The organism is Rhodoferax sp. LS1R11, from assembly GCF_056521395.1.
Genome location: NZ_JBWMAW010000018.1, coordinates 74,145 through 85,983, shown reverse-complemented (window position 1 = coordinate 85,983; position 11,839 = coordinate 74,145). Strand labels below are relative to the sequence as shown.

Below are 11,839 nucleotides of genomic sequence, written 5' to 3'. Positions count from 1 at the left end.
GGTGACAAAGGTCTCACCCCGCAGCGGGCTCTCGTGGTTGAACAGAATGCCGTTGCAGGCATACATGCCATAGGCTTCGCGGTAGTTCACCGTGATCCAGTAGGCATACATCTTGGCTACCGCATAGGGGCTGCGTGGGTAGAAGGGGGTGGTCTCCTTCTGGGGAATCTCTTGCACCAAACCATACAGCTCGGAGGTACTGGCCTGGTAGAAGCGGGTCTTCTTCTCCAGCCCCAGGATGCGGATGGCTTCCAGCAGGCGCAGCGTGCCCATGCCATCGGCGTCGGCCGTGTACTCGGGGCTCTCAAAGCTCACGGCCACATGGCTCATGGCGCCCAGGTTGTAGATCTCATCGGGCTGGACTTGCTGGATGATGCGGATCAGGTTGCTGCTGTCGGTCAGGTCACCGTAGTGCAACACCAGGTTGCGCTGGGACACATGGGGGTCCTGGTACAGGTGGTCAATGCGGTCGGTGTTGAAGCTCGACGCCCGGCGCTTGATGCCGTGCACTTCGTAGCCCTTTTTAAGCAAAAGCTCGGCCAGGTAGGATCCGTCCTGGCCTGTGATGCCGGTGATGAGGGCGACTTTTTTCATGGTGTTAAGCAAGTTAGTGATTAATTGGAAATAGAGGTGCCTGCAAAACGAATGCGATGTTCCGGCGCGATAGCCTGAATCATCTCGCTCGCAAATTGGCTTTGAATGACATAGGCATTTGCCGTGTTTTTATCAATCGATGAAACTCGCACCAACATGCCGTCAGGAATCCTGCCCGTCATCGCGTAGCGCATTTCCACCATTTTTTTGTTGGTTCTGTTTGTCGTAATGTGGTCGCCGACAACTGTCCAATAGGTCAGGGGTTCAAATCGTTGCCCCAGAAAAGTTTCAAGCTGTGTGGCCGCTATTGGTCTTGCTGCCAGATTCAACTCGCTGGGCTGCTTGTGCGTTACCTGGAACCCTTGCGCTGGGTAACAAAGCTCAGGTGTGTGGATTTGCAGTGCATTGCTTTGGTTTTTTCCATACGCAATAGACAGCATGATGCGATAGCCGTTGTTGTTGACGTAGGTACGCGTGAGGGTTTCACTGTAGAGCTTGTCCAGCATTTCCTTTTGCTGGGGGTTTACGACTTGATTCGAAATGTTGAGTTGTGCGTTCCATTGACCGAATGTGGTTGGCACCATGGTTTCGAGAGCGATGGACGGGCGTTCGTCTGCCATGTTGATGGTGGGGCGCAGCACCACGCCAAGCGCTGCAGAGGCAAGCATCAGTGCCAGAAGCACCCAATGTTTCATTGAAAGTTTCATGGCTTAGGCACCTGCGAGGCGACGCCGTTGGCGATAGCTCTCAAAAGTTTGCAGCACGGTGTCAAACCCGATGATGAGCAGTAGCGCGCTTAAAAAAAGCACCATGCCCGCAAACCCGTGTAAAAAACCCTGGCCCGCTTCGTCACCAAAGTGGTAGGTGATGAGGGTGAGCGTCATCACGCGGATGACATTGGCTGTGAAGGAAATGGGAACAATCAACACAGCTAGTCCGACGTTTCTGAACAGTGAGTCCCGCCGAATAATATTTAAATACAACAGGCCCAGTGCTTCCAGCGTAAGCAGGGTGTGCAGTCCGGCGCAGGCATCGGCCACCAGCAGCATGTATTGGCCAATTTGCAAAATAACGCCTGTGCGGGCAATGGGATAACCCACCCAGAACAGGATGTGTTCGGCCACATAAGACACAGCCATTTTCATAGGCATGGTGACCAGGTCCACCACCGTACTAGGTAGCGGAACCATGAACAGCATGAAGAACAGGGCAAACCATTGGGCTTTGAGTGCGGCGGTGCCACGCAGCAGCAGCAGCAGGCCAACCAGCAACCAGATAACGGAACCAATCTCCATCAGCAAGATGTCTTGCGAGCGGCCAATGGCATAAAGCAGCACGCCGAAAACAAAGAGGGGCCAGCCCAATGCGCTTGGTTTTTGGCCCTGCGCAGCCAGCTCCATGGCGCCCCAGTTGCGGTACATCAGCCACAGCGAGATGCCCAACACGATGGGCCCGTGCATTTGCTCATCGCTGCTCCAGATACCCCGGAACAAGCCCACCAGGCTGGGCACATACAGCACCGCCAGCCCAATGATGATGGGCGCCCAGGTGAGCAGCTGCGCGGGCAGGGGCGGGCGGGTTGCGATGGGGTTGTTTTGAGTGGGAGTCATTTGAGGCGCTTGGCGTTTTTGCCGGTGACGATGGCTTTGCCGGACTTGGTTTCGATGGCTTTGCGCGTGTTGCCAGCAATGGTGCCGCCTTGCTGCGCGATAACCCGGCTTTCTTCAAATCCTTGGGGTAACTTTTGTTTTGATATTTCCGCGGTGTTTGCCATATCGGTAAGGCGCATCTTGCCGTCTGGCGCGGTCATTTTCAAACCGTGACAATTTGTCACGGTTTCATTGCCCTCGGCTTTAAGCCGTTGTTTGAGCTTGCGCCAACATGCCGACGCATCAACGCTGTCGGTGAGTACCGCAACAACATCGACGATGCTGAAAAACCAAGCTTGGCGCTGTTCGTCCCAGTGGGAGCGAACTTGCATGTTTTCAAAAAGCTTGATGCTGGACATGGCGTGTGTGGTCATGGTTGGCTGAGCACTTTCCAATGGCCACCGTGGGTGGGGCCAATGCGGGCCACTCGGCCTTCTTGTTGTAGCTTGGTTAAAGCACGCTCAATGGTTCGAGTGGTCACGCCAATTTGGGTAGCAAGGTCGGGGATGGTGGCATTGGAATCGTCACGGAGAGCAGTAAAAACTTTCTCCGACATTTTTCCCGACATTTTTCCCGACATTTTTCCCGACATTTTGTCGTTTACTCCCCCAGACTCGGGCTGTTGCTCGGTGGTTTCTTTGACAGTGCTCTTGAACACGGTTACGGCCATGCCGCCCTGAGTGGCTTCAAATTCGGGTTCGGGCAAGCCATAGGCCAAAAAGGTGTCAATCACCCGACGCACGCCGCTGCCATACTTTTCAATGAGTTCAAGCTCTCTGAAGATGGTGGCGATTTGTTTGTTGCGCAGGTGCGATTTGTAGTTGCCGGTTTTGATTTTTTCAACGGTCAGGTCGTCCAGTAGTGCGCCGGGGTTGAAAAATTCGATGCGGTTGTCAAAGACTTTAATGGTGGAGTCGTTGGCGCTGCGGTAGTCGCGGTGCACGATCATGTTGATGATGATTTCGCGCAGGGCCTCCATGGGGTAGTCCCAGCGTTCGGTGCGCTTGGGGTTGCCGGTGATGATGTAGGCCTTGTTGATGTGTTTGACCATGAAGTCCATGATGCGCTGGACTTGTTCAATGAGTGTGTCGCGGCTGGTGATGCTGTCTTTGATGATGGTGGGGCTGGCAAAGCGCCCGGCTTCTATGGTGCTTAGAAAAACATCATTTTTGGAAAACAGCAGGTGACAGGCAAAAGTGGGGCAGCCTTGTTTGACGAGTTCAAATTTTTCTAAAACCGCGTCAAAGGGTGCGTTGAGTTTGATGGCGTCGGCAAAGGCCTGAACTTTGGGCACAGAGATGGACGTGATGGCGTGTTCGGGGTCTGGGTGGTAGTCCCAGCTGGAGTTGATGAGTTTGATGTGCGCGTCAGATATTTCAGTGGCGGTCATTTGGTGGTTGGCGTTGCCAACGCGTTTGAAATACCGGCCTTTGCAAGCGACGGGCTTGATGGGGTATTCACCCAAGCTGATCACCGCAACGGTTTTGCCGTTAATCGGCACGAGTTCCACATCAGGAATGATTCTGGGGCTGGTGATTTGTTTGCATTGGTTGATCCAGCCTTGAACGGTTTCAGCCTGAATGGATAGCCCCAGAGTTTGCCCCTTGTCGTTGATGCCCAGCAACACCGTTCCACCAAGGGTGTTGGCAAAGGCGCAGAGCGTTTCAACTACTTCTTTTTGAAAACTGCTTTTGAATTCAACGCGCGCACTTTCCCCTTGTGCAATGAGTTCAAGTAGTTGCGCAGCGTTCATTGGCAATTTCAGTTCAGGCGTCGTTCAGCACCGAGCCAACCAGCGCCACGCCGCTGTCTTGCAGGCGGCGGGCCAGCAGTGTGGCTTGGGGCACCAGGCTTTTGTTTTTGCGCGCCACCATCAGCGCCGCGCCCGTGCGGGAGGCGATGATTTCGGCGTCCGCATAGTCACTGCCTGCGGGGGTGTCGATGATGATGACGTCAAACATCTGGCTGGCGGTATGCAGCAGTTCGCCAAAGGCGGGGCGGCCCAGCAGCTCTTGCGGGTTGGGGGGCACGGCGCCTGCGGGCAGCACGCTCAGGCCCGGCAGACCAGGTACTTGCAGGGCGGCCTCCAGCCCGGCGCGGCCTGCCAGCAGGCCGGACAGGCCTGCGCCTTTGGCCAGCTGAAACAGGGTGTGCTGGCCGTGGCCGGGTTTGGCACGCAGGTCGGCGTCGATCAGCAGGGTGCGCTCGCCTTGTTGGGCAAACACGATGGCCAGGTTGGCGGCAATAAAGCTGCGGCCCTCGCCCTGGCCGGGGCTGACCACGGCCAGCACCTTGCGGTTGGCGTCGGTGTTAAACCAGCGCAGCATGAGCTGGCTGCGCACGGCGCGCAGGTTTTCGCCCACTTTGCTAAAGGGTTGGTAAGCGGCTACCAGTTCGCGGCTGAGGCTGTTGTCTTTGCCGCTGAGGTAGGAGTAGTCAAACTGCTTGCTCAGGGCAAAGTCGATGTCTTCTTTGGTAAGCAGTTTCAGGGCCAGGGCGGCGTCGCCAAACTGGCTTTTGTCTTTTTGCTGCCGGTCCGAGATGCGGGCGGCATCGGCCACGCTCAGGCGGCCGGTGGCCACCAGAATGTCGCCAATGGAGCGGGCTGCGCCTGTGGCTGCAGGGGGCACTGCAACATGGGGGTGAATGGGGGTGACGGTGGTCATGCGCGTACTCCGGTAGCGGTGCTGATGGTGCCCAGCAAGGGCAGGCCCAGTGCGTCAACCAGGTCTTGGGCGGAGCGCACGCGGCGGTTGGCCAGCTCCAGCATCAAGGCCAGGGCCACGCCCAGCAGGGTGCCTAAAAAGATGGAAACCAGTATGTTCAAAAACACCTTGGGTTTGGACGGGTCTGCCGGGGCCGAGGCGGGGTTGAGCACCGCAATGTTGGTCTGGTTGGTCTGGCTTTCCACGTTGGACTGTGCGGCGCGCTGGCTCATGGCCTCAAAGGTGCGCTGGGCGCTCTCAATATCGCGGCGCATGACGTTGAGTTCGTCACGCTGTTTGTTCAGCACCAGCACTTTGGCTTTTTGGGCACCCAGGGCGCCTTGCAGTTGTTGCTCGCGCTGCTTGCTGACCTGGTAGGTGGTGTCAATGGAGCTGGTGATCTTGCGGGTCTCGGCGTCCAGCTGGGCCTTGAGGGTGGCCAGCTCGGCTTCGGCGCGCTGGGTTTGGGGGTGGTTTTTGCCGAGGTTGATGTTGCTTTCGGTCAGCTTGGCGTCCAGGCGGGCAATGTCGGACTTGAGGCCGTTAATGAGGGGGCTTTGCATGACCTCGGCCACGGTGTCGGCCTTGCCGCTTTGGCGCTTGCTTTGGCTGTCGGTGGTTTGGCCTTGCACGCCGGTGAGCTGGCTGGAGGTTTCGTTGAGTTTGGCGGTCTCAAAGTCAAGCCGGTCGTCAGCAGAGGTGATGCCGTTTTGTTGCTGGTAGTCAGAGAGGGCTTGCTGGGCTTTTTCAAGCTTGCTGCGGGCGGTCTTGGTTTGCTCTTCAAAGAACGAGGCGTATTGGCGGGCCGGGGCCAGGCGCAGGTCAAGGTTGACGTTGATGTAGGCCTGGGCAAAGGCGTTGGCTACGGCGGCGGCAAAGTTGGGGTCGGTGCCGGTGTAGTTGATGTTGATGACGTTGCTCTCGCGGGAGGGCTTGACGTCAAGGTTTTTTTGCAGCAGCGCGGAGAGCCAGTCATTGAGCTGGCCTTTGCCTTCGGTGACGTCACGCCATTGCTGTTGAATGGCGGGGCTTTTGTCCATGCCCAGCATGGACACCACGGCTTTGGCCACGCGGTCGCTGTTGATGATGTCCACCTGGGTGGCCATGTAGCCGGGGGCCATCATGCCTTGCAGCACCATGCCGGTCACCTGGTCGGGGGACTTGACGTCCACCACCACGGCGGCGCTGGCGGTGTATTGCTTGGGCAGCCACAGGCTGACGCCGGTGACGGCGGCCACGGTGAGCAGCAGCGTGAGCAGCGCCACTTTGTAGCGGGCGCGCAGGATGAGCAGGAATTGTTGAAGAGTCATGATTAGAAAATGCTTTCTTTGACGTAGATGACGTCGTCGGCCAAGACGGGGTCCGTCAGCTGGGGTTCGAGGGCCTGGATGCTGCCGTCAGCCGCTTTGCGGTGCAGGCGCAGGCGTTTTTCGGTTCCGCGGGCGGTGGGGCCGCCGCCTTGGGCGAGGGCTTGCATCACCGTCATGCCGCGCTCAATGCGGAACGAGCCGGGGCGCTGGGCTTCGCCATAGATGTAGAACACGGGGGCGCGGTGCACATAGATGCTGTCGCCGCCTTGCAGGACGATGTCGTCTTGCAGTTTGTCGCTCAAGAAGATGGAGGGAATGTCAATTTGCTTGCGAAAGGTGGTGCCGTTGCGCACGCCGGTGACGATGGCGACGTCGTCACCGCCTGCGGTGGCGCCACCGGCGTTGGCCAGCATGTCGCTCAGGCGGGTGTTGGCGGTCTCAAGCGGAAAACGCCCGGGGCGGTTGACCTGGCCGAGCACGGCCACCTGGTTGCCGCGAATTTGCACCAGGATGATGTTGACCTGGGGCTTTTTGATGAAGCCGCCTTTTTCAAGCGCAGTGGCAATTTTTTGCTCGGCCACGGCAATGGACAAACCACCCAGATCCACCGAGCCGATCAGGGGGTAGGTGATGGAGCCGTTCTCAGACACACGGGTCTCGATGGTGAGGTCGGGGTTTTGGAACACCTGCACGCGAATGGCGTCACCCGCGCCCAGCGGGTAGTCGGGCTTGGCCTGTGTGGGGGCCTGGGCCTGGGCGGTGAGGCCTGCCAGGGCGAGCACGGTGGCGACCAGAAATTGCGGTAGGCGGAGCTGCGGCAGACTGAAAAAGCGCTGGGTCATGGGGTGAGGTCCGGGTTGGCTGGGGGTGGGGCGGTGGCTTGCCGATGGGCGGTTTATTGATGGACGGTTTATTTGAGCCCGGCCACGCCTTTTTCGATGGCTGTTTTGCTGGCGTCGGCGGCAGCAGCGGGGGCGGCTGGTGTGGCGGCAGGCGCAACTTCTGCAGGTGCAGCGGCAGCAGCGTCTTCGGTTTTGACAAAGTCGCCCATGTAGGTGATCTTGGCGGCGGCGCGCAGTTCTTTGATCTTGGCGGCCACGGCTTCGCTGGCGCGCTGGTTGCCTATGAATTGCTCGATGCGGGGCAGGGCGGCGGCTTCAGTGATGGGCGCGACCTGTGAGGACACCACGCGCAGCAGGGTGACGGTTTGCGGTGCGCCAATGACGATGCTTTGGCCGTCTTTGGTGACGTGGAGTTGTTTGAGCAGCTCAAGCGGAATTTGCTCGGCCGCACGGGTGGCGGCACCACCGCCAAACTTGATGTCTTTGCTTTTCAGGATGGCGACCACTTCTTCCATGGGCTTGCCGGCGGTGACAAATTCGCGGAATTGGCCCGCCATGCCAGCCGAGGCGGGGACCACAATTTCTTGCACGTTAAAGATGCGGCGTTCGCTGAACAGCTGGGGGTTGTCGGTGAAGTATTTTTTGGCTTCTTCGGGGGTGACTTTGGGCAACGCGGCGGCAATTTGCTGCATGTAGGCGCGGGTCAAAATCTCGCGGCGGGCGGCTTCGATTTGCGTCACGACCTCGGGGGAGCGGTGGAGCTTGGTCTCGGTGGCCTGGTCGACGGCGAGTTGCTGGTCGATGAGTTTTTCAAGCACTTCGCGGCTCATGGCCTTGGCGGCCTCGGGGGACGCGTTGGCGGTGTTGGCGCGGCTGAGCACCTGGTTGATCTGGTGCACCGAGATTTCTTCGGAGCCGACTTTGGCGGCCACTTGGGTGGCTGTTTTTTTGTCTTCTTTGCTGCCGCAGGCGGTCAGGGCGAGGGCGGCGGCAACGGCAAGCGCCGTCAATGAATAGCGGGTGATGGAGGTGGTCATGGTGCGTGAGGCTTAGTAGCTGAATTGGGCTGAAATAGTGGCCTGGTTGCTGGTGTAGTCAAGTCCGGCCAGGGTGGAGTCGCGGGTTGAGTGTTGCAGCGCGGCGCTGAAGGCCACGCGTTGGTAGGGTTGCCAGTCGAGCGACAGGCCGGTGTTGCGGGTGGTGTCGGTGCGGTCGGCAGCTGCGAACCCGAACGGCGAGCCTTTGAAGTTTTGGCGGGCGATGTTGTGGTTCAGGCGCAGCAGGGTTTTGGGGCTGACTTGCCAGACCGGGCCGAGTGACAGGGTGTCGGTCTGGCTGTAGTTGTACAGGTTGCTTTGGTTGCTGGCGAGGTCACGCGTCCAGCCGCCGGTGAGGGCGGACTTGCCGGTGAGGTTCCAGCGCAGGTTGACGCCGGTGTTGACGCCGCTGAAGTCGCGCTGTGCAAAGTTGGGGTGCGTGCGGCTGATGTGGGCCACGCTGAAGTCTGCCGTGCTGTTGCCGGTGACGAGCCAGTGCAGGTTGAGCTGGTGGTCGAGCTGGTTGTAGCCGTCATCAAACAGGGCTGCGGCGGAGGGCACGCGGTTGATGTATTGGCCCTTGGCGGTTTTCAGGCTGTAGCTGAGGGTGCTGCCCGAGGAAAAGTCGTAGCGCACGCCCAGGTCTGCGGCGTTGGCGCTGTAGTCGTCACCTGTGAGCAGGGCTTGCTGGTTGGTTTGTTTGTTTTGCGAGACGCCTGCGAGCAGGCGCCAGGGGCCATCAAGCTCGTAGGTGGCGTCGAACCGGGTGTTGGTGTTGGTGCGCTGGTTGCGTTGGCTGTAGCCCTGAAAGTCTGAAAAATTGTTGAGGGTTTCCTGGCGGCCGGTGGTGAGGTTGCCACGCAGCCGCGGGGTCAGCGCCCAGCGCCAGGCGGCGTTGTAGTTGCGGGCGGTGAAGCTGAGGTAGCCAAAATTTTGGTAGTGGTAGTCAATCAGGTTCAGGTCAAGCTCGACGCGCTGCAGGCTGTAGGCTTTGTTGAAGTTGAGGCCCAAGGAGGTGATGCCCAGGCGCTCGGCGGCGCTGGACTTGCCCAGCAGGGCATTGAGGTTGGCGCTGGCGGGCAGGCGAAACAGGTTGCTGTCGGTTTGCAGGGCGTAGCTGGCCTTGAGTGTGAGGCCGTCATACGCTTGCGCCCACACGGGTGCGGTGCTGCACAGGAGCAGCAGGGCGGTTGAGCTGGCCCACAGGGGCTTGCGCGCAAGGGGGGTCATGCTCAGTAGGCCTTTTGGTCTTTGACGACGAGGCGCACGGTCTTGAGGATGATGTGCATGTCGAGCTGGAGGGACCAGTTGCGCAGGTAGTCCAGGTCAAAGTCGATGCGGCCCTGCATTTTGTCCAGGGTGTCGGTCTCGCCGCGGTAGCCATTGACCTGGGCCCAGCCGGTGATGCCGGGCTTGACCTTGTGGCGCACCATGTAGCCTTTGATGAGTTTGCGGTAGAGCTCGTTGTGGGCCACGGCGTGGGGGCGGGGGCCCACAATGCTCATGCGGCCTTGCAGCACGTTGACGAACTGGGGCAATTCGTCAAGCGAGGAGCGACGCAGGAAGGCCCCCAAGCGCGTGATGCGTTTGTCGTTCTTTTGGGCTTGCTGGATGGCGCCACCGTCTTCGGTCACGGTCATGGAGCGAAACTTGTAGACCAGGATTTCTTCCCCATCGAGCCCGTAACGGCGTTGTTTGAAAATGATGGGTCCCGGAGATCCCAGCTTGACGGCGACTGCAATAACGAGCAGTACCGGAAAAATAAGTGTAAGTATGATTAGTGACAGAAAGATGTCACTGACGCGTTTGAGGGCGCCGTCGGAGCCTTTGAAGGGGGTCTCGCAGACCGAGATGACGGGCATGCCGCACACCGAGCCGGTGTGGCCCTGAATGAGGTCGGTCACAAACATGTCGGGCACAAAGTAGATGGAGGCGGTGGTGTCTTTGAGTTCATCCAGCACCTGCAGGATGCGCGGCTGTGAGGCCATGGGCAGCGAGAGGTAGATGAGCTGGATGTGGTGCTCCTTGACCAGGCTGGCGAGATTTTCGAGTTTGCCCAGCAAACGGTTTTGGTCGGTGGGGCTGAGGCGGTCGGTGCTGCGGCTGTCAACAAAACCGGCTACTTCAATGCGCGAGTAAGGGGAGTTGTGGATTTTGTCCGCCAGTGCCAGGCCTTGTTCGTTCATGCCGACGATGAGGGCACGCGGCAGCGGTCCTTGCAGTTTGAGCAGGCTGGCCGCCGTGGTGCGCAGCAGCAGGCAGGCGACGAGCTCGGTTAGCGGGGCGACCCAAATCCAGGTGTAGAGAACCTTGGTGGAGAACTCGCGCATGTAGCCGGTGACGAGGCCGGTGGCCAGCAGCAGCCCGGCAATCCAGATCCAGTTGACGACGATGTCGGCCACCATGGCCAGGAGCGAGACCTGCAGGCGGGCCTGGCTGGGAAAGGTGAGGGCAAAGACCAATATGGTGAGCATGAGCGTGGGCGGCGGTATTTGCCCTTCTACATAGTAGGTAAGCACCCACAGCGAGCCCACCAGCGCGGCAGGCCCGATCAGCGATTCAAAAATGCTGAGCAAGTTGTCTTTGCCCAGCGAGGGTTGGACGGTTGATTTTTTGAGGGCGGCTGCGGAGCGCGCTATCTTGGTCTTAGACATTGTTGACGTAAGTTTTGTAAATGCCCACGGCTTGTGCGCGGTTGGTGACATTGAGTTTTTTGAAGACGCGCTGCATGTGGTTTTTGACGGTGAAGGCGCTGATGTTCAAAATGCTGCCGATTTCGGGGTTGGTTTTGCCCAGGGCGACCCAGCACAGGACTTCAGCTTCTCGTTCGCTGATGTCAAAGGCCTGGGCCAGGGAGGTCACGGGGGTGTTGATCGAGACGGCCTGGGCCTGGTGGGGCAGGTGAGCGAGCTGGCGCAAGGCGGTGTCTATGTAAGGCATCATCATGGCCATGGCCTCGCGCTGGGCGTCTGTGAATGACTCCTGGGTGCTGAAGGTGACGTACAAACAATCATGACTTCCCCTTTCATCTTTGATGCCGTGGGTCATGGCGCAGCGCATTTTTTGCAGTGCATCACCTAAAGCACATTTCAGGCCAGTGTCTTCCAGCAGGAAGCCGCTTTCGCCCGCGTTCAGGGCAAAAGGCTTTTTTCCGAACTCGGTCCAGCGGGCAAACAGTTGCAGCAGCAGGGGGCTGATGGTTTCGGGGTTGGAGTTATGGGAGCGCACGCCGGTCATGGCCGAAATAATGTCGTGCTGGATGGCGCCGGTGCTGAAATCGCCCCAGGCGGCAATCATGATCTCGTGCGGAAGGTACTGCTGGATGTCGCCCTGCAACCAAAATAGTGCATCAAAATGGCTACGCACCGTTACCGAGTGCGTGACAACACGGTGGTAATGGTGAAGGTCCTCGGGTAATAACGAGGGCAGGAATGTCATATTGGAATACGTTTTTTCTATTAAAAACTTGATGCCAGGGTTGACTTCTGTAGCTCCCCTGGCTTTTGCCAGCTACAAACTAATGCCAAGATAGTGACTTAAGTTTAAGTCATTGCTGCGACTGCACATATCCGCCTGCTGGCGGATGGCGTAAGTGGGCTGCTTGTGTTAAAGAAGTTTTAATAAAAATACGCAAAAGCACGCAGCCATAAAAAAAAGGAATTGCGCTGCAATTCCCTTTTTTTGGAAGAGGCTTGGGCCTCT

12 protein-coding genes are annotated in these 11,839 nt (G+C 58.6%); all 12 read right to left on the bottom strand.

The window, feature by feature from the left end; all coding sequences use genetic code 11:
• Positions 1–594: GDP-mannose 4,6-dehydratase (locus AC097N_RS18290; RefSeq protein WP_479583499.1), on the bottom strand; the 594-nt coding region annotated here is incomplete at its 3' end.
• A gap of 20 nt (positions 595–614) precedes the next feature.
• On the bottom strand, positions 615–1,301 hold the full coding sequence (gene epsI / locus AC097N_RS18285; protein WP_479583498.1) for an exosortase-associated protein EpsI, B-type: 687 nt from the start codon (positions 1,299–1,301) through the stop codon (positions 615–617).
• Positions 1,302–1,304: 3 nt separating this feature from the next.
• Complete coding sequence (xrtB, locus tag AC097N_RS18280; protein ID WP_479583497.1) at positions 1,305–2,204, bottom strand: exosortase B; 900 nt, start codon at positions 2,202–2,204, stop codon at positions 1,305–1,307.
• Complete coding sequence (locus AC097N_RS18275; RefSeq protein ID WP_479583496.1) at positions 2,201–2,617, bottom strand: BRO-N domain-containing protein; 417 nt, start codon at positions 2,615–2,617, stop codon at positions 2,201–2,203. Before AC097N_RS18275 ends, xrtB begins: the two co-directional genes overlap by 4 nt.
• A complete protein-coding gene (locus AC097N_RS18270) occupies positions 2,614–3,996 on the bottom strand; it encodes an RNA-binding domain-containing protein (RefSeq protein WP_479583495.1) in 1,383 nt (460 codons plus the stop codon). The genes AC097N_RS18275 and AC097N_RS18270 overlap by 4 nt, the downstream gene beginning before the upstream one ends.
• A 13-nt stretch (positions 3,997–4,009) precedes the next feature.
• The gene (epsG, locus tag AC097N_RS18265; protein ID WP_479583494.1) at positions 4,010–4,909 is read right to left on the bottom strand and encodes a chain length determinant protein tyrosine kinase EpsG; all 900 of its coding nucleotides are present in this window, start codon (positions 4,907–4,909) and stop codon (positions 4,010–4,012) included.
• On the bottom strand, positions 4,906–6,258 hold the full coding sequence (epsF, locus tag AC097N_RS18260) for a chain length determinant protein EpsF (RefSeq protein WP_479583493.1): 1,353 nt from the start codon (positions 6,256–6,258) through the stop codon (positions 4,906–4,908). The genes epsG and epsF overlap by 4 nt, the downstream gene beginning before the upstream one ends.
• 2 nt (positions 6,259–6,260) lie before the next feature.
• The gene (gene epsE / locus AC097N_RS18255; protein WP_479583492.1) at positions 6,261–7,100 is read right to left on the bottom strand and encodes a polysaccharide export protein EpsE; all 840 of its coding nucleotides are present in this window, start codon (positions 7,098–7,100) and stop codon (positions 6,261–6,263) included.
• 68 nt (positions 7,101–7,168) lie between these two features.
• Positions 7,169–8,137, bottom strand: a complete 969-nt coding sequence (locus AC097N_RS18250) for an EpsD family peptidyl-prolyl cis-trans isomerase (protein ID WP_479583491.1) — start codon at positions 8,135–8,137, stop codon at positions 7,169–7,171.
• A gap of 12 nt (positions 8,138–8,149) precedes the next feature.
• Complete coding sequence (epsL, locus tag AC097N_RS18245; protein WP_479583490.1) at positions 8,150–9,367, bottom strand: XrtB/PEP-CTERM-associated polysaccharide biosynthesis outer membrane protein EpsL; 1,218 nt, start codon at positions 9,365–9,367, stop codon at positions 8,150–8,152.
• Positions 9,368–9,369: 2 nt separating this feature from the next.
• Positions 9,370–10,791 (bottom strand): undecaprenyl-phosphate glucose phosphotransferase, encoded by a 1,422-nt coding sequence (locus tag AC097N_RS18240; RefSeq protein ID WP_479583489.1) that lies wholly within the window; start codon positions 10,789–10,791, stop codon positions 9,370–9,372.
• Positions 10,784–11,575, bottom strand: a complete 792-nt coding sequence (gene epsA, locus AC097N_RS18235; protein WP_479583488.1) for an XrtB/PEP-CTERM-associated transcriptional regulator EpsA — start codon at positions 11,573–11,575, stop codon at positions 10,784–10,786. Before epsA ends, AC097N_RS18240 begins: the two co-directional genes overlap by 8 nt.
• Positions 11,576–11,839 lie beyond the last annotated feature (264 nt).